Annotated in this window: 16 protein-coding genes; 13 read left to right on the forward strand and 3 right to left on the reverse strand. The window is 41.5% G+C overall.

The window, feature by feature from the left end; translation table 11 throughout:
• Positions 1-599 precede the first annotated feature (599 nt).
• From frdA to B3S92_RS09525, 7 genes are all read left to right on the forward strand, one after another.
• A complete protein-coding gene (gene frdA / locus B3S92_RS09495; RefSeq protein WP_296205356.1) occupies positions 600-2405 on the forward strand; it encodes a fumarate reductase (quinol) flavoprotein subunit in 1806 nt (601 codons plus the stop codon).
• The gene (locus B3S92_RS09500; protein WP_296205357.1) at positions 2398-3270 is read left to right on the forward strand and encodes a succinate dehydrogenase/fumarate reductase iron-sulfur subunit; all 873 of its coding nucleotides are present in this window, start codon (positions 2398-2400) and stop codon (positions 3268-3270) included. The genes frdA and B3S92_RS09500 overlap by 8 nt, the downstream gene beginning before the upstream one ends.
• Before the next feature lie 2 nt (positions 3271-3272).
• Positions 3273-3665: a fumarate reductase subunit C gene (locus tag B3S92_RS09505; protein ID WP_296205359.1), complete on the forward strand. Its 393-nt coding sequence runs from the start codon at positions 3273-3275 to the stop codon at positions 3663-3665.
• A gap of 37 nt (positions 3666-3702) precedes the next feature.
• A complete protein-coding gene (frdD, locus tag B3S92_RS09510) occupies positions 3703-4050 on the forward strand; it encodes a fumarate reductase subunit FrdD (protein ID WP_296205361.1) in 348 nt (115 codons plus the stop codon).
• Between the two features lie 253 nt (positions 4051-4303).
• Positions 4304-6238, forward strand: coding sequence for a threonine--tRNA ligase (gene thrS / locus B3S92_RS09515; RefSeq protein WP_296205363.1), 1935 nt, complete (start codon positions 4304-4306; stop codon positions 6236-6238).
• 23 nt (positions 6239-6261) lie between these two features.
• A complete protein-coding gene (infC, locus tag B3S92_RS09520) occupies positions 6262-6765 on the forward strand; it encodes a translation initiation factor IF-3 (RefSeq protein WP_077450739.1) in 504 nt (167 codons plus the stop codon).
• 356 nt (positions 6766-7121) lie between these two features.
• A complete protein-coding gene (locus B3S92_RS09525) occupies positions 7122-8375 on the forward strand; it encodes a toxic anion resistance protein (RefSeq protein WP_077451719.1) in 1254 nt (417 codons plus the stop codon).
• A 112-nt stretch (positions 8376-8487) separates the two neighbouring features.
• Here B3S92_RS09525 and ahpC read toward each other — a convergent pair whose 3' ends face one another.
• Positions 8488-9054, reverse strand: coding sequence for an alkyl hydroperoxide reductase subunit C (gene ahpC, locus B3S92_RS09530; RefSeq protein ID WP_077451720.1), 567 nt, complete (start codon positions 9052-9054; stop codon positions 8488-8490).
• A gap of 569 nt (positions 9055-9623) precedes the next feature.
• On the opposite strand from ahpC, the gene B3S92_RS09535 reads away from it, so the two are divergent.
• Positions 9624-10544 carry a hydrogen peroxide-inducible genes activator gene (locus tag B3S92_RS09535; RefSeq protein ID WP_296205364.1) on the forward strand — a complete coding sequence of 307 codons (921 nt, stop codon included), beginning with the start codon at positions 9624-9626 and terminating at the stop codon, positions 10542-10544.
• A gap of 152 nt (positions 10545-10696) precedes the next feature.
• Here B3S92_RS09535 and B3S92_RS09540 read toward each other — a convergent pair whose 3' ends face one another.
• Together B3S92_RS09540 and B3S92_RS09545 are read right to left on the reverse strand one after the other, a co-directional pair.
• A complete protein-coding gene (locus B3S92_RS09540) occupies positions 10697-11377 on the reverse strand; it encodes a M48 family metallopeptidase (protein ID WP_296205365.1) in 681 nt (226 codons plus the stop codon).
• Positions 11378-11663: 286 nt separating this feature from the next.
• A complete protein-coding gene (locus B3S92_RS09545; RefSeq protein ID WP_296205367.1) occupies positions 11664-12317 on the reverse strand; it encodes an OmpA family protein in 654 nt (217 codons plus the stop codon).
• Positions 12318-12931: 614 nt separating this feature from the next.
• Here B3S92_RS09545 and B3S92_RS09550 point away from each other — a divergent pair.
• From B3S92_RS09550 to minE, 5 genes are all read left to right on the forward strand, one after another.
• Positions 12932-13894 (forward strand): acyltransferase, encoded by a 963-nt coding sequence (locus B3S92_RS09550; protein WP_296205370.1) that lies wholly within the window; start codon positions 12932-12934, stop codon positions 13892-13894.
• A gap of 122 nt (positions 13895-14016) precedes the next feature.
• The gene (locus tag B3S92_RS09555) at positions 14017-15117 is read left to right on the forward strand and encodes a hypothetical protein (protein ID WP_296205371.1); all 1101 of its coding nucleotides are present in this window, start codon (positions 14017-14019) and stop codon (positions 15115-15117) included.
• Positions 15118-15232: 115 nt separating this feature from the next.
• Complete coding sequence (minC, locus tag B3S92_RS09560) at positions 15233-16060, forward strand: septum site-determining protein MinC (RefSeq protein ID WP_296205373.1); 828 nt, start codon at positions 15233-15235, stop codon at positions 16058-16060.
• 402 nt (positions 16061-16462) lie between these two features.
• Positions 16463-17275 (forward strand): septum site-determining protein MinD, encoded by an 813-nt coding sequence (gene minD, locus B3S92_RS09565; RefSeq protein ID WP_077451868.1) that lies wholly within the window; start codon positions 16463-16465, stop codon positions 17273-17275.
• Between the two features lie 2 nt (positions 17276-17277).
• The gene (gene minE, locus B3S92_RS09570) at positions 17278-17562 is read left to right on the forward strand and encodes a cell division topological specificity factor MinE (RefSeq protein ID WP_028859407.1); all 285 of its coding nucleotides are present in this window, start codon (positions 17278-17280) and stop codon (positions 17560-17562) included.
• The last annotated feature ends 6 nt before the right edge of the window (positions 17563-17568 follow it).

Below are 17568 nucleotides of genomic sequence, written 5' to 3' on the forward strand. Positions count from 1 at the left end.
TGTGCTATAAAAGGATAATTTAATCTTCAATTTGAAGAAGTGTTAGCCTTAGTAGCGAGCCATCCAGTATATCATTAATTTGTATTCTGTCAAGCTTTTATTTTAATCTGTTATCAGAACTAAGATTTAAAACCAATTAAGCTTCTAATCTCGTTGTCCCGATGAGGTGCGTATTATACGCGGTTTTGTTACATTGTCAAGAAGTTTTTTCGTTTTGTTTGAATTTGTTTATTTTCCAAACCTTCCCAATTACTCCCTGCCTCAACAGAACGACGTATTATATAGCTTTTTTACTGACCGTCAAGGGCTATTTTCTATATAGACCACTCAGCATACAAATAAAAAGATAGGTAGTAACCAAGATAGCTGAATAGCTACTTATTTATGATGACAGTTTATCGCCTATATTGAGAATAAAAGGTCAATCAATCCCCTATTAAACCTGTGGATTTGCTAAAATAACTATTATAAGTGTCATAATTTAATCTTAAAATAAATATCAATGCAGCTTCATACGTTATGCGTCGTGATATCTCATCCATAAGTTAAGGTTATGGCAATAGCCGAGATATTCGACTAAAAATGTTTAAGGGGTCCAGATGCAAGTAGTCAAAACAGATGTGGCAATTATTGGTGCTGGGGGCGCCGGCCTTCGTGCTGCCATCGAAATTGCCCGTAGTGCGCCCGATACTGAGGTAATGTTAATTTCAAAAGTGTACCCAATGCGTAGTCACACTGTTGCTGCTGAGGGCGGCGCTGCTGGAGTCGTTCGTGATGATGACTCTTTGGAAAATCACTTCAATGACACGGTATCCGGTGGGGATTGGTTGTGTGAACAAGATGTGGTTGAGTATTTTGTTGAACACGCCACAGAGGAGATGATTCAACTCGAGCATTGGGGTTGCCCTTGGTCACGCCTGCCCAATGGGCGGGCAAATGTGCGCCGCTTTGGAGGCATGAAGATTCCACGCACTTGGTTTGCGTCAGATAAGACCGGTTTTCATATTCTGCATACCCTATTTCAGACTTCAATACAGTATCCCAATATTAAGCGCCTGGATGAACACTTTGCTTTAGATTTGATAATGGATTCGACTGATGAACAAGTTCAGCAAAAACAGCTTGAGGGTGTGCTTTGCTACGACTTATTAAATGGTAAAACGGTAGCGGTACAAGCTAAAAGTGTGATTATCGCTACAGGCGGCGCAGGCCGAATCTATACCTTTAATACCAATGGTGGCATTGTCACAGGGGATGGTATGGCATTGGCCTATCGCCATGGCGTACCCCTACGTGATATGGAGTTTGTGCAATATCACCCTACTGGGTTGCCGGGTTCTGGAATCTTAATGACAGAAGGTTGCCGTGGTGAAGGAGGCATCTTAGTTAATAAAGACGGCTATCGCTATCTTCAAGATTATGGTTTGGGTCCTGAGACACCTGTCGGCGAGCCAAAAAACAAGTACATGGAGCTTGGTCCACGCGATCGTCTATCACAAGCTTTTTATCATGAATGGAAGGCAGGTCGTACCATCGATACACCAAGAGGTCCCGCCGTTCATCTCGACTTGCGCCACCTGGGCGAGGACTATATTAATGAACGCTTGCCCTTTATTAGATCACTTGCCAAAAAGTTCGTTGGTGTTGACCCCGTATACGAACCGATTCCTGTCCGCGCAACCGTTCACTACACTATGGGCGGTATTGAAACAGACCGTCATTGCCAAACTCGTATACCAGGATTATTTGCGGTCGGTGAATGTGCTTCTGTTGGCTTGCATGGTGCAAACCGTTTAGGCTCAAACTCTTTAACAGAGCTGTGCGTGTTCGGTAAAGTAGCTGGTGAAAACGCTTTGCTACATGCCCAGTCTAATCAAAACTCTGTTTCTGCATCAGATTTTGAACAGTTGGCTAAGCAAGCTTTTAAACCCTATGCAGAGCTATTAAATCGGACTAATGGTACCGAAAAACCTGCCGATATCCGTAACGATCTCGGCAGAATGATGGAAGAAAACGTTGGGATCTATCGCAGCGCTGAAAATTCAGAAATTGCCATTGCCGGTATCAAAAAGCTTAAAGAACGCTATAAGAATGTGAAAGTCACAGACCATAGCTCGACCTTTAATACTGACTGGCTCACAACCATTGAGCTAGGTTATCTATTAGATGTGGCGGAAAGCATGATTTATAGCGCTAGCGCTCGTAAAGAGTCGCGGGGCTCACATCAGCGACTTGATTATCCAGAGCGTGACGACGAGCACTATCTCAAACACACTCTTGCTTTTTATCAACCAGACACAGAACCAGAAATTAAATATAGCGATGTTTTAATTACTAAGTCACAACCAGCCACACGGGCTTATGGTGCTGCGGGTGAGTCTGGAGGAGAAAAGCAATATGAATAGCCACTCTAAACTAAATAGCAGCCAACCTATTAACCAAGAAAGCAATCCTGATACCTCAGCAAGCAATACTGTCAAAATTACAGTCATGCGCTATCGCCCCGATGAAGATGATAAACCTTGGCCAGAAACGTTCGAGATTGAATGGACTTATGATATGTCTATTCTTGATGCGCTGGGGGTTATTAAAGACAATCTGCGTCCAGAGCTTGCTTATCGATGGTCATGTAGAATGGAAGTCTGTGGCTCATGCGGTATGGTCGTCAATGGCGAGCCTAAGCTTGCCTGCTCTACCTTCGTACGTGACTACGTTAATAAAAAAGCAGTCAATAAAGCACCAGCTAACAAGGCTCACTCTGAAGGGTTTGGAGATATTGTTATAGGGGCGATGGATAACTTCCCGATTGAAAAGGACTTAGTGGTAGATACCGAGCCATTTATCAAAAAACTTGAATCCGTTAGTCCTTATATTATTAGTAAAAACCCACGTGCTTTGAGGGATAAAGAAAACCTTCAAACCCCAAAACAATTGGCTAAATACAAACAATACACCATGTGTATCAACTGTATGCTCTGCTATCAAGCCTGCCCTCAAGTCGGACTTAATGCAGACTTTTTAGGACCTGCCGCTTCTGCATTAGCCCACCGTTACAATCTTGATAGCCGTGATGAGGGGGCAAAAATTCGCTTCAAAATGCTCAATGAAGAAAACGGTATCTGGCCGTGTACCTTCGTCGGTTACTGCTCTGATGTGTGCCCGAAACAGGTTGATCCTGCAGGCGCTATCCAGCAAGCCAAAGCACAAGGGGTTGGTTACTGGGCTATGGACTTAATCAGTAGTAATAAAAAACAACAAGAGGAGTCTTAGTCATGGCTAGAAAACCGTATGTCGCAAAACAGTCTGACCACTGGTATCTCCAAACTCCTTTCTATAAAAAATACATGCTGCGCGAACTGACTTGTATTCCAGTTATGCTTGCTGCGCTTAACTTTTTTTGGTGTATTTCAGCCCTTGCCAGCTCTCCTGAAGCTTGGGCGACCTGGGTTAGTTTTCAACGCAATCCTATTGTGGTCCTTCTCAATATAATTGCGATTATTGCGGCACTATTTAATAGTGTGGAATGGTTTAAGGCCATGCCAAAAGCCATGCCCATTCAAGTCGGTGAGAAGTTTGTCGAAGATAAAAAGATGATCGCTGGCAGTTGGGTTGCCTTTGCAGTAGTGGCGCTTATTGTGTTCTTCGTAATCAAAGCATTGATGTAGTCGAAAAAATCACCCTTCTATATAAAAGGAGAGCATCATGAGTAACAAACATCTAAAGCCAATCTTTTGGGGCATCTTTTCAGGGGGTGGCACAGCAGCAGCGCTGGCTCTCGCCCCTATGGTTGTGGTTATCTGTCTTTTATTACCCTTTGGAGTGTTGGGCGACCCCAGTAGTTTTTATGAGAACGCTCATGGCTGGATCACGCATTGGGTCTTTTTAGTCTTATTCTCAGTATTGGTGTTTTTGTTTATGTGGCATGGCGCCCATAGGCTCTATTATATCTTGCATGACATGCACTACCCGGTTGGTAATGGCACACGTTATTTATTATATGCCTTGGCAGTAGGGGCTTTTTTAGTGACCTTATATATAGGTTTGTTTTAGCTTTGCTCCAGTCATAGCCAAATTATAGTAAGATTTTTGGGATATATACCCTTTATTTGCAAGTGCTGAAGGATTAGCTACAAAAACCTCTGAAAAATCCTTTATAATAGAAGTAATGACAAGGCTACACACCGACTTTTTAGTCGGTTTTTTCTGTTAGAGTTTATACTAACGGTTGTGTTTATTATTTTCATCACAATTATAATGGTGATGAGTTCTTTATTTGCGTTATAGATTATTTGGATTTGAGATTATGGTTGCAATTACTTTACCTGACGGCAGTGTAAAAGAGTTCGACGGTGCGACAACAGTGATGCAAGTGGCTGAAAGTATTGGTCCAGGCCTTGCTAAAGCAACGATTGCTGGACGTGTAGATGGTAAGCTTGTGGATGCGAGCGACCCTATTACCCAAGACGCAAGTGTTGAAATTGTGACCGCAAAAGACAAAGACGGCGTGGATATCATTCGTCACTCTACCGCACACTTGTTAGGCCACGCGGTGAAGCAGCTGTATCCTAATGTAAAAATGGTTATCGGCCCGGTTATTGAAGATGGCTTTTATTATGACATCTTCAGTGAAAAGCCTTTTACCCCAGAAGACATGGCCGCGATTGAAAAACGTATGGCTGAGCTGATCAAGCAAAACTATGACGTTATCAAAAAAATGACCCCTCGCGATGAAGCCATCAAAATATTCGAAGAGCGTGGTGAGGACTATAAGTTAAAACTTATTGAAGACATGCCAGAAGAAAAAGAGCTGGGTCTATATCATCACCAAGAATATGTCGATATGTGTCGTGGTCCTCACGTCCCAAACACTCGCTTTTTGAAAGTATTTAAACTGATGAAAATGAGTGGCGCTTACTGGCGTGGTGATGCCAAAAACGAGCAGCTACAACGTATTTACGGTACAGCTTGGGCAGATAAAAAAGACTTAAAAGCTTATATCGAGCGTATCGAAGAAGCTGAAAAACGTGACCATCGTAAGATTGGTAAAGCTCTAGACTTGTTCCATTTACAAGAGCAAGCCCCTGGCATGGTATTTTGGCACCCAAATGGCTGGACCATTTATCAAGTGCTTGAGCAGTATATGCGCAAGATTCAGCAGGATAATGGCTATAAAGAAATTAAGACACCACAAATTGTGGACAGAAGCTTATGGGAAAAATCTGGTCACTGGGAAAACTATGCTGAGAACATGTTTACCACCAGTAGTGAAAACCGTGACTATGCCATTAAGCCCATGAACTGCCCTTGCCACGTGCAAGTATTTAACCAAGGTTTACGCTCATATCGTGATTTACCACTACGCTTAGCAGAGTTTGGCTCTTGTCACCGTAATGAGCCATCAGGTGCCCTGCATGGTATTATGCGGGTCCGCGGCTTTACCCAAGATGACGCGCATATTTTCTGTACCAATGCTCAAATTGGTAAAGAAGCCTCTGACTTTATCAAACTTACCCTTGATGTTTATAAAGACTTTGGCTTTGAGAACATTGAAATGAAGCTTTCTACTCGCCCTGAAAAACGTGTCGGTGCAGATGAGCTTTGGGATGCTGCTGAAAAAGCACTAGCTGATGCTCTAGATGCCGCGGGTCTTGAGTGGGAACTACAAGAAGGCGAAGGCGCGTTTTATGGTCCGAAGATTGAATTTAGTTTGCGTGATTCTATCGGCCGTGTTTGGCAGTGTGGTACTTTACAGCTAGACTTCAACTTACCAAATCGCTTGGAAGCTCACTATATTAATGAGCAAGGCGAACGTGATGTTCCAGTCATGCTACACCGCGCTATCTTAGGATCATTTGAGCGCTTTATCGGTATGCTTATTGAGCACTATGCGGGCTGGATGCCGGTTTGGCTTGCCCCGCAACAAGTAGTAGTGATGAACATCACTGACAAACAACGTGAAGCCTGTGAAAATGTGGTCGCTGAGCTACAAAATGCGGGCATACGTGTTATTAGTGACTTGCGTAATGAAAAAATTGGATTTAAGATACGAGAAAGAACATTAGAACGTATCCCCTATATGCTAGTATTAGGGGATAAAGAAGTTGAGTCAGGACAAGTTAACGTGCGGACTCGTGAAGGCGAGAACCTAGGCGTAATGTCTGTGGCTGACTTCATTGAATTAGTACAGAAAGCTGTTGCCCAAAAGGGGCGACTAAAAACAAAAACTGATGAGGAGTAATACCTATTAAACAGTCAAACCGTTTGAACATCAACGAAGAGATCCAGCAAAAAGAAGTTCGCTTAGTGAAAGAAGACGGCGAACAAATGGGCGTTGTCGATATTGAAACTGCCCGTAAAGCGGCTCGTGATGACAATCTAGATTTGGTTGAATTGGTACCGGATGCTAAACCGCCTGTTTGTAAGATTATGGACTACAAGCGTTACTTGTATGACCAAAAACAAAAGGCGAAAGAAGCTAAGAAAAACCAAAAGCAAACTCAGCTTAAAGAGATGAAACTTCGCCCAAATACTGACGAAGCGGATTACCAAGTAAAACTGCGTAAAATTATCAGTTTCTTGGAAGATCAGGACAAGGTTAAAGTAACCATCCGTTTCCGTGGTCGTGAGATGGCTCACCAAGACCTTGGCCGTCAACAGCTTGAGCGTATCATCGAAGATACAGCTGAAATCTCAAATGTCGAGCAACATCCTAAGATGGAAGGTCGTCAGATGGGTATGCTACTTGGCCCAACACGTAAAAAATAATCTGCTTAGGAAAGCGTTGTTGATGATTTAAATCAATTTCTCTTTCCCAAAGTAGCATTAGAGTGACAGTTATAAACGATACCATCAATTTGCAGCAGCAGATTGGTGGTTTTTTTATGGGTTATTTATATTGCTAAGTTTTATTGTTAACTTCACTCAACACTTAACATTATTTACTTATAATCAATATCATCGCCTGCTGCTTTCTTGTACTATTTATTTAATAGGGCTTTATTTAGTGGCTACTTTATTTCATAAGTCGATAGTTTACTTATTAAGCACCACTTACTTTATAAAGCCACTGCCTGAATGAACTTATTGATCAAAATAAACTACAACAACTATAAGGACCTCTTATGCAAGAATTAACGCCTCCAGAAAGTGCTAGCACCCCCTCTATCAGCTTAACCCCACCCGAGCCGGTAAAAGAAGTGCCGACCAGTGAAGCAGATCAAATAGTAAAGCTTGATCCCAATCAAATTCCTGAGCTAGATGCCAAGGTGGATGCTTTCGTTAGTCATGTGCTCAACAATCCGGTACAAAGTAGCGAGTTTAAGCAAAACGTACAATCTATTCACAACTTGGGTAACCAAGAAATCCGAGAATCGGCGCAAGTCTCAAACCGTATGCTGGAGTTGCCAGCCAAGAGTTTAGATAAAGGTTTATTTGATAACTCCCCTATCGCCAAATCTTTAACTGAGCTACGCGGTATTGTGGAAGACTTAGACCCAAGCAAAAAACAGCTGACCAGCTCGCGTAAACTTTTTGGCCTAATTCCTATGGGCAATAAAGTCCAAGACTACTTCCGTCAGTATGAATCTGCCCAGTCTCATATTAATGCGGTCGTTACCAGTCTTTATAATGGTAAAGATGAACTGCTCAAAGATAATGCCATGATTGAGCAAGAAAAAGTTAATATGTGGAACTTAATGCAGTCCATTCGTCAGTATATTTATGTGGGCAAAAAAATTGATGAACAGCTAGAGAAGAAAATCTACGAGATTGAAGCGACTGATCCTGAAAAGGCTCGTATCATCAAAGAAGAGATGCTGTTTTATGTGCGTCAAAAAAATACTGACTTTTTAACTCAATTGGCAGTAAACGTGCAGGGCTATTTAGCGCTAGATACCATTCGCAAAAACAACCTAGAGCTTATTAAAGGGGTTGACCGTGCCACCACAACCACAGTTTCTGCCTTACGTACAGCAGTCGTAGTGGCCCAGGCCATGACCAATCAAAAACTGGTATTAGATCAAATCAGTGCGCTGAACAAAACTACCAGTAGTTTAATCGAATCCACTTCAGCCATGATGAAGCGTCAGTCAACTGAGATTCATGAGCAGGCCAGTAACAGCACCATTGAGCTTGATAAGCTACAAAGTGCGTTTAACAATATCTATGAGACTATGGACATGATCAGCGACTATAAAGTGAAAGCGCTTGATAACATGAAAACCACGGTTGATTCATTGACTCATGAAGTGGATAAAGCACAAAAATACTTGGACAAAGCCAATCAGACCACTGTGCTTGAAGTCACCAAAGAGATTGATACCAAAAAAATTACCAATCAAGCCAATAGCTCTAATACCGTAGATATTGATATCTAAAAAGGCAGTTATCAAAATCTGCAAGCCATAAAAAAACCCCGCTAAGTTAATAGCGGGGTTTTTTATTGTCTATCTAAACTAACTTGCTATTTATTAAATAATTAGCGGTTAATTAGATTTTACCTACTAGGTCTAGGCTTGGCTTAAGTGTTTCTTGACCTTGTTCCCAAGCAGCTGGACATACTTCACCGTCGTTTTCACGAACGTACTGAGCTGCTTTTACTTTGCGAACTAGATCTTTTGCACTACGGCCGATACCGCCAGCATGGATTTCAGCAACTTGGATTTTACCGTCTGGATCTACTACGAACGTACCGCGTTCTGCTAGACCTTCTTCTTCAATCATTACGTTGAAGCCACGAGTGATACGGCCCGTTGGGTCACCGATCATTGGGAAAGTTACTTTACCAATAGCTTCTGAAGAATCATGCCATGCTTTGTGCGTGAAGTGAGTGTCAGTTGATACTGAGTATACTTCTACACCTAGGCCTTTAAGCTCTTCATACTGACCTGCCATGTCTTCTAGTTCAGTTGGGCAAACGAAAGTAAAGTCTGCTGGGTAGAACATGAAGATAGCCCATTTGCCTTTTACGTCTTCTGAAGTAATGGTTTTGAATTCACCGTTTACAAACGCTTCAGCTGAAAACTCAGGGATTTCTTGATTAATAATTGACGCCATTTTTTGGCTCCTTTTTATTGGTGGGTTTAACAAAGTAATTGTTTTTAAATAACCAAATTAAATGATTAGACTATTTTTTTAAAATCTATATAAACTTTAGCTGTTTATGAAGCTTAAGCTATCATACCGCCGTTACATTACTGTGACGTTGGTGATTATGGTGGGTAGTAGTAATTTTATGTAGCCCGTAGTTGAAATAATCAATGATATAACCATATTTATATACGGGCTAACCCCCTACCTATAACACTCTTAGCTTCGCTCCTTGCTAACTACAACTGCTATTATAGCAAACAGCTACAATTAATCTAATTTAAAGATTATAACTTGATGTTTTGTTTAATAAAACATAGACCAAGCTCTTTATGACCTGTTATTATTATAAATAGAGCTGAGTCTAATAAAAATTAAGACAAAAAAATTTCACTTATTGGTTAGATTAGACAGACCTTTAGTTAGTTAATTAGGTAGATAGTTAGACCGTTAGCTACTAATCAGATAAGTATTTTTATTAGCAACAACAATCCAAGCCGCCACTTTAGATTTATATAAAATAAAAGAGATTTCCCATGATTACTTTAAGACAATTAGAATTTGCGTTGGCTGTTGCCAAACATCGCCATTTCAAAAGGGCGGCAGAAGAGTGCAATATCTCACAATCAGCGTTAAGCCTAGGTATTGCTGAGCTAGAAAAACAACTCGATACTCAGATTTTTGAGCGTAATAATAAACAGGTGCTAATCACGCCCATTGGGGAGGAGATTTTAGTTCGTGCTCAACGTGTTTTTTCTGAAATCAATGACTTAACCACTCGAGCTCAAAGCCATCAGACCCCACTTGCGTATCCGATGACTGTGGGAATGATTCCCACCATTGCCCCTTATTTATTACCCAAAGTATTACCCGAGTTAAAAGCTCAGTACCCCAATTTCCGAATGACAGTTGTGGAGCAACAGACCGAACGTTTAATTGAGCAAGTGCGTTATGGTCATATTGATACCGCCATTATTGCGCTGCCTTATGCGGTAGATGGACTGCATACTTTTGAGTTTTGGCAAGAAGACTTTTTCGCTATTTTCCCAAAAGACAATCCTTTGGCTGAACTTGAAACCATCTCATCAGATCAACTTAGTAAGGCCAACCTTATGCTGCTGGGCGAAGGTCATTGTTTAACCGATCATGCGTTAACGGTTTGCTCCTTTGACCGTGATGAATTTAAGTCTAACTTCTCAGAGGCCAGCCTCAACACCTTAATTCAAATGGCTTTGGCGGGCATGGGAACCACTTTAATCCCAGAAATGGCCTTGAATCAAGTACACCGTCAAAACAATCAGGTAGCCACTATACCGCTAACTGAAGAAGGACCACACCGCCGTATTGCCTTTATTACCCGTCTAAATTATGCCCGCGTCGATGATGTTAATTTGTTAGGCAACATTTTTAAGGCTGCTTTTGAGACAGATAAGAAAAACCTTAAATCACAAGCATAAGTAAAGTTAATCACTAGTTGATTACTATCGGCTGCTACTTCTTATTTATTATTTGCTGAAGCATAGAAAAAGCCCCTCTAATATTCTTAGAGGGGCTTTTAACTATAGTTTTGACTATATAGCTACAGTTTTAATTTTAATTATAGGGAAACCTAGTCAACCTCACCTGACTTGCCAGCCAACCTATCATGCCAGTGTTTATAATCCGGCATCGCACGTTTTACCTCCTGCCAAAAGGTGGCACTGTGGTTGGCGTGGTGTAAATGACACAGCTCATGCACTATCACATATTCGGTACACTCAATCGGAAAAGCTGGCAAATAAACCGAAAGCCAGACTCGCTTAGCCCGAGTATTGCAGCTGCCCCATCGGGTAGTCATCTTTTTTATCCAGGTCTCGGTGGCATAAGCACCAACTATAGGCTGCCATTTGGCAAATAGATCAGGCATGACTTGATGTAGCTCACGGCGATACCATTCGATTCGCTCTGCCTCACCCATAATCACTTCCTGCGACTTACCCCAAAGCTTAACCGGCTGTAAAGTACTCTCTGATTTGGAGCCTTGAGAAGATGCCCCTTGCTGCTGACGCTTTAATAACTGCGCGTGTTGATTGATTGCCCAGTCGAGACGCTTGCTTAACGCCATGATTAAATCTTTATCACTAGCATAATGGGGCGCGGAGACCGAAAGCTGATAAAGCTTAAGTCGAAAGTTAATATTCTTAACCCGCTTACGCGTTATCTTCAGCTCTATCTGCGCTTCATTCAATAAGGACTCAATCTTAGAGTATAAGCTTACTGTCGGCTGAGTTTGTACTCTTTTATCGAACATGGCTGTGTCGCTTGTATCCTATTAGCTGGGTCGGCTTCTCATAAAGTGCTTTTAGTTATCGGGTTTATATTGTGCCAAATCCCAAATCCTTAAACAGTTGTACTATTTTAGGGGATAGTTACCATCTTTGGCTATAAAACTTGGCTATAAAAACACTAGACAAAAAGATAAGCCGACACTAGGTCGGCTTATCTTCATGAGCTATGGTAAATCCATAGCCATAATACTTAAAGTTAATTATTAATATAAGCTTAGCGCTTAATCAAAAATCACCTTAAAGCAATAATTATCTTAAGTTTTGTGGAGCATTCAATTTAATCTCAACACGGCGGTTTTGCATTCTACCTTGCTCAGTGTTGTTATTAGCAATTGGCTGGCTCTGACCATAACCTAAAGTTTGGATGCGGTAGCTTGCAACACCACGATTTTGTAGGTAACCAGCTACTGACTGAGCACGGCGCTGTGATAAACCTTGGTTATAAGTTGGGTTACCAACGCTATCAGTGTGACCCATTACAGTAACTGTAGTTTGGTCATACTGAGTCATAGTAGAAGCCAACTTGTCTAACGTATTGTAGAAAGATGGGTTGATGTTAGTGCTGTCATGAGCAAAAGTAATGTTACCAGGCATAATTAGATCAATGTTACCTTGACCATCATGCTTAACTTCTACCCCAGTACCTGCCATGTCTCTTTCAAGCTGTCTTTGCTGATTTTCCATGTAAGTACCGATAGCACCACCTAGAACTGCACCAATCGCAGCATCACGGCCTGTTTTGTCACCACCAGTAACTTTAGAAATACCAGCACCAGCAGCAGCACCACCTAGAGCGCCTAGAGCGCCTTTATGAATAGTCTGTTGACCAGTTACTGGGTCTGTAGCACAACCTACTAAAGCAAGAGAGGAAGCTAGAGCTGCAATCATTAATTTATTATTCATATTCAATCCTTAAAATTCAAACTTGTTAATTGGTTATTTGCCAAACCTATCTACTTATTTATAGAAAGTCTATTTTTACCCTTTTTATTCTACCTTACCGAGCCGGCTTTTATATCCTTAAATAGAGACTTAAAAATTTGACTCTATATTATTTAAAAGAAACGATAAGCCATCGCGAGGTCATAAAATTGGTTTAATAATTGTATTACAATAATTATAGTAGAAAGATTCACTTAATAAAGTTAGCAAATGTTTCATAGAATATTATGCCGTTTTCTATCTTATGCTATGTAATATTTTGTGGTTTTGATGTATGACATCTATGCACTATATGACACAATGCTAATAGCGCAGAAAAAATACTCCCTATTTAATTGAACCTTGCACTTAATACTGACATTTAATATTGGTACTTAATGTTGTTATCAGGGTATGGCGTGGTTTACAATCGTAAACTGTATTGACTAAAACCTTAGTACTATTTCATACAGTCATGTGCTTTAAAGCCTTGGATACCCTTATGCTTAGCTTTTTAATTTAAGCCAATACAAGTAACCTTGGCAACAGAGCTACCATCCATTTATGCTATTTGAACACCCTACATGGTCTTTTTTATGAAAAACAAAATAAAAAACATATATCAGAACGTACATGCCAAAGCACCCATTGTCGGTAAAGCCGCTTCTTTTGCTACTGCAGCTGGGGTGATCGGCACCAACACCCTAACTTATGGCATACCCTTATGGTTACTAGGTGCTACCAAAGTAGCTACCGGTTCTAGCGTTGCCGACAAAAAAGTCATCAAAATTGCTAAGCATTGGATTAATACCAATAATTTACTTATAGATAGCGTACTGCCCAAGCGAGACTGGCGTATTGACCTACCCGATGATCTCGAAGAGGATAAGCAATATCTGTTAATCAGTAATCATTTGTCTTGGGTCGATACCAGTATCGTGCAATATATTAGCCAAGATCGCCTGCCTCTGACTCGCTTCTTTACTAAATACAACTTAATTTATATTCCTTTTATTGGTCAAGCCTTCTACTTCTTAGACTTCCCCATGATGAAGCGCCATTCTAAAGAGGAAATCGCCAAGAACCCCAGCCTAAAAGATAGAGATATATTAGAGGCGAAGCGGGCTTGCGAATTACTCAAGGACAAACCTTTTGCCTTACTTAACTATTTAGAGGGCACGCGTTTTACGCCCAAAAAGCGTGAGGCTCAAAACTCCCCTTATAAAAACCTATTAAAGCCGAAAGCCGGTGGCATCTCTTTAGCCATTCAAGCCTTAGGACCTCAAATCGATGGTATCTTGGACATGACCATCGTCTATCCCGATGGCAGTCCGTCTTATACTGATTTATGGAAAGGTAATGTCAAACGCCTAGGGGTTCATGTGCAGCATATTGATATCCCGCAAGAGTTATTCGACGCTATTGAGGAAGGCGACTACAACAATGATGAGGCTATGAAGCAAACCATGTATGCTTGGTTGGATGAAGTGTGGAAAAATAAGGATGAGCAAATCTCACGCATGAAAGCCGATTTTGAAAACTCGCCTAAATCTTTATAGATTCAATCATTTATAATGATTTATGGCTTTGCCATCTTGGTTTTATAAATTGTGCTCACCCCTTACTCATTCATTACCTACTCAAGGCTTAAGGCCCTTTTACTCTAAAGGCATAGCAGCAGATGACAGACCCTTATAATACCAATAGCAATGTACTCTTAGACAGTTCTGATAACGGCCCTGAGCACCCCAACAATAGTCAGGGCCAACCAGAGAACCCCTTAAGAAGTAAAACGGCGACGAGATTGGCTTTGGGGTATGACATTATAATGCTGCTGGTCATCGTGATTGACCTAAGTATTATCAGCCTCGACTTGCTATTAATGAGTAAGTTCATGGGCCAGGTTGCTGAGTGGGTAAACCTGTCCGAACATTTACAGTTTTACGTAGAAAACATTCATCACCCTTTGCGGGTATTGGGTGGCTTTTTTACTATATTTCTAATTGCAGAATTGGTGTTCCGTTGGTTTTTATCCATATTGGGTAAGCGATACAGCCGCTGGTTTTTCTTCCCTTTTGCCCATTGGTATGAAGTGCTGGGCTGCTTCCCACAGTTTCGTGCCTTACGATTGTTACGGGCATTTTTCATTGGACGTAAGCTATATCAGCTCGGCTACCAAGTTTTGCCCCAAAAATGGATTAATCGGGGTAAGTTTTATTATGACTTGGTATTTGAGGAATTGTCAGACCGCGTTATCTTGACCGCCACAGATAACTTGCGTCAACAATTTGCCGATGAGCAGGCCAATCAGCGTTTTATCGATGAAACTTTTAATAAAAATCGTCCGCAAATTCAGGCTATGTTATCGTCTATACTAAAACAAGAGCTTGGACCCCAGCTTAGGCAGATGGCACAAAGCCAAGCTACGCATGAGCTATCGATACAGGTCGGGGTCGCAGTTCAAGAAGCCTTAAACAACACCCCTGAATTAAGACGCTATCTTCGTATGATTCCCATAGCAGGAGGTCTGATTGAAGGGCAATTACATAGCATTAGTCAAAATATCGGTGAGAACATTACTCAGACCTTATTTTCACACCTAACTCAAAGCCACATTACAGATGCCATCATGGATGAAGTTGCAAAAGCAGTGGCGAATATCGACTTACAAAATCCAGAGCTAGATGCTTTGGTGAACAGTATAGTAGTGGATGCTTTGGGTGCATTTGAGAAACAAGTTAAAGTTCAACAATGGAAGCATCAAGAATACTTGCATCTATAGCGTATTATTATAATAATCAGTGCTAACAACAACATCATAAAAAAGACACTAATTATTCCCCAACAAGACTCACAACTTATTAAAAACTTTGCTATTTTTTCTTTAAGGATTTGTTATGACTGCCGCTACAGAGGTTACTCCGTCATTAAAAATGTATGGCAAGATGCTGACTTTTACTCGCATCAAGCTTGAAACAGCCGATCATAGTGAGATTGACGCTTATTTGGCCGCTAATTTGAGTAATAAAAACAGCCAAATCCCCGTCATTATCGATAGTGATGTGGAACAAGACTTGGACGCCTTAGTGGACCTTCTTTGGTCTTGGGGGCTCCAGCCTATCGGGGTAGTCACTGGCATCCTTGACGAAGCAGCCAAGGCATTACGCTTGGCTATTTTCCCTGGCGATGGAAAACGTATTGAGCTACTTAGACCCACCAAAAAACAGACCGCTGCTGCAGCTTCCATCCCTCAGACTACAGTTAACGCCACGGTAACTACGGACAATGAGGAAGGCAGTAAAACAGTCAGCCCTGCCCAGGCACAAAGCCCAGTTAATGAGGCAGCAGTGTCTACTGAGGAGACAAGTTTCGCTGAAGCTGACGCGATGACCACGTTGTTTTATGATCAAATGCTACGTTCAGGGCAAAGCATTAATCATGTGGGAGGCGATTTGGTATTGACCGATAGTGTCAATAATGGGGCTGAAGCCATCACTGATAATAGCTTACATGTTTATGGCCGAGCACAAGGTCGCTTGGTGGCTGGTGCTACGGGCGATAAAGACGCTAGAATTTTCTGTCAACGCTTTAACCCTTCACTGGTCTCTGTCGCCGGCACCTATTGTTTGCATGACAGTATTCCAGCTGAGATGATCGATAAGCCGGTTCAGGTTAGATTTGTGGAAGGTCAAGGCTTAGTATTTGAAATTATAAAAGACAGCTAAACCAATGATAAAGTGATAAATAGCTATCAGCTAGGCAGTGGCCTCTATAATTCAGAGGCCAACTTCCAGTTTACAATGAGAGCTTATTAAAACTACCAATCCGGCCTTAAAATTTGTCCTAAATTAGATGAACAAGACGTACCCAGTAAGAAAATAGAAATAAAAACTTGCATTAAATTCACAAACATAACCCTGCTTACCCCTTTATAATCAAGCGAATGCTGTTACTTCAATGTTATCTGTGATAATCTAATGGCACAAAATTTGACTTTATTGGCTGAGTTGTGCTGTACAGGCTTTTTCATTATAAGAAGCTGAGAGTTTAACCGCACGACCTAACCCATCTTATTTTAGTTATGGGCAAATCATTGTCCACTTTCAGATTTATAGGAGTATGCCGTAGTGGCAAAAATCGTTGTAATTACCTCAGGTAAAGGCGGTGTCGGCAAAACGACGACCAGTGCTTCTTTTGCCGCAGGCTTAGCATTACGTGGTTACAAAACAGTGGTCATCGACTTTGATGTGGGTTTGCGTAACCTTGACTTGCTTATGGGCTGTGAAAACCGCATTGTTTATGATTTCGTTGATGTCATCTCAGGAAACGCCCGCTTACAGCAAGCTTTGGTTAAAGACAAGCAGTTAGATAATCTATATATTCTTCCTGCCAGCCAAACCAGAGATAAAGATGCCCTAACCGATGAAGGGGTTGCTGAAGTTATAGAAGAGTTATCAAAGCAATTTGACTACATCATTTGTGACTCGCCAGCGGGTATTGAGCGTGGTGCGCAGCTTGCCATGTATCATGCAGATGAAGCCATTATTGTTACCAACCCTGAAATCTCTTCAGTACGTGACTCTGATCGCATTATTGGTGTGCTACAAAGCCGCACTAAAAAAGTAGAAGAAGGCACTGGTACCGTCCGCGAACACTTGGTTATCAACCGTTATAACCCTGAACGCGCTGCCGCAAAAGAAATGATGGATATCGATACCATTTCTAACGATATCTTGAAGGTGCCTTTACTTGGCGTAGTACCAGAAAGTAATAGTGTCCTTGAAGCTTCTAACCACGGTGAGCCTGTTATTCACTATCAGGATTCAGTAGCGGGTCAGTGCTACGATGATATCGTTGCACGCTTCTTAGGTGAAGAAAGACCGTTACGTCATATTGATGTTAAGAAGAAAAGTTTCTTACAACGCTGGTTTGGGGGTTAAGTATGTCTAGAAAAAAAGGATTTTGGAGTAGCTTGTTTGGCACAGAGACCAAAACCTCTGGTAGCGCCAACACAGCGACTGAGCGACTTAAAGTTATTGTTGCCAGTGAAAACCGCCTAAACTCTCGCCTTACCGCTGACCGCATTGAGAAAATGAAGCGTGAAATTCTTGAAGTGGTGAATAAGTATGTCAACGGCGTACAGATTAATGATGTGAACATCAATCACCGTCATGAAGACAACCTTGACGTGTTAGAGATGAACATCAACCTACCCGATGCTAAGTAAGCCTTA

Origin of the sequence: Psychrobacter sp. UBA3962, assembly GCF_002385225.1 — a bacterium.
Classification (GTDB): Bacteria; Pseudomonadota; Gammaproteobacteria; order Pseudomonadales; family Moraxellaceae; genus Psychrobacter.

What these genes read in the sequence shown, in the direction of transcription:
- frdA (WP_296205356.1), top strand. Translation starts at nt 600, where the DNA reads ATGCAAGTAGTCAAAACAGATGTGGCAATTATTGGTGCTGGGGGCGCC.
- B3S92_RS09500 (WP_296205357.1), top strand. Translation starts at nt 2,398, where the DNA reads ATGAATAGCCACTCTAAACTAAATAGCAGCCAACCTATTAACCAAGAA.
- B3S92_RS09505 (WP_296205359.1), top strand. Translation starts at nt 3,273, where the DNA reads ATGGCTAGAAAACCGTATGTCGCAAAACAGTCTGACCACTGGTATCTC.
- frdD (WP_296205361.1), top strand. Translation starts at nt 3,703, where the DNA reads ATGAGTAACAAACATCTAAAGCCAATCTTTTGGGGCATCTTTTCAGGG.
- thrS (WP_296205363.1), top strand. Translation starts at nt 4,304, where the DNA reads ATGGTTGCAATTACTTTACCTGACGGCAGTGTAAAAGAGTTCGACGGT.
- B3S92_RS09525 (WP_077451719.1), top strand. Translation starts at nt 7,122, where the DNA reads ATGCAAGAATTAACGCCTCCAGAAAGTGCTAGCACCCCCTCTATCAGC.
- ahpC (WP_077451720.1), bottom strand. Translation starts at nt 9,054, where the DNA reads ATGGCGTCAATTATTAATCAAGAAATCCCTGAGTTTTCAGCTGAAGCG.
- B3S92_RS09535 (WP_296205364.1), top strand. Translation starts at nt 9,624, where the DNA reads ATGATTACTTTAAGACAATTAGAATTTGCGTTGGCTGTTGCCAAACAT.
- B3S92_RS09540 (WP_296205365.1), bottom strand. Translation starts at nt 11,377, where the DNA reads ATGTTCGATAAAAGAGTACAAACTCAGCCGACAGTAAGCTTATACTCT.
- B3S92_RS09545 (WP_296205367.1), bottom strand. Translation starts at nt 12,317, where the DNA reads ATGAATAATAAATTAATGATTGCAGCTCTAGCTTCCTCTCTTGCTTTA.
- B3S92_RS09550 (WP_296205370.1), top strand. Translation starts at nt 12,932, where the DNA reads ATGAAAAACAAAATAAAAAACATATATCAGAACGTACATGCCAAAGCA.
- B3S92_RS09555 (WP_296205371.1), top strand. Translation starts at nt 14,017, where the DNA reads ATGACAGACCCTTATAATACCAATAGCAATGTACTCTTAGACAGTTCT.
- minC (WP_296205373.1), top strand. Translation starts at nt 15,233, where the DNA reads ATGACTGCCGCTACAGAGGTTACTCCGTCATTAAAAATGTATGGCAAG.
- minE (WP_028859407.1), top strand. Translation starts at nt 17,278, where the DNA reads ATGTCTAGAAAAAAAGGATTTTGGAGTAGCTTGTTTGGCACAGAGACC.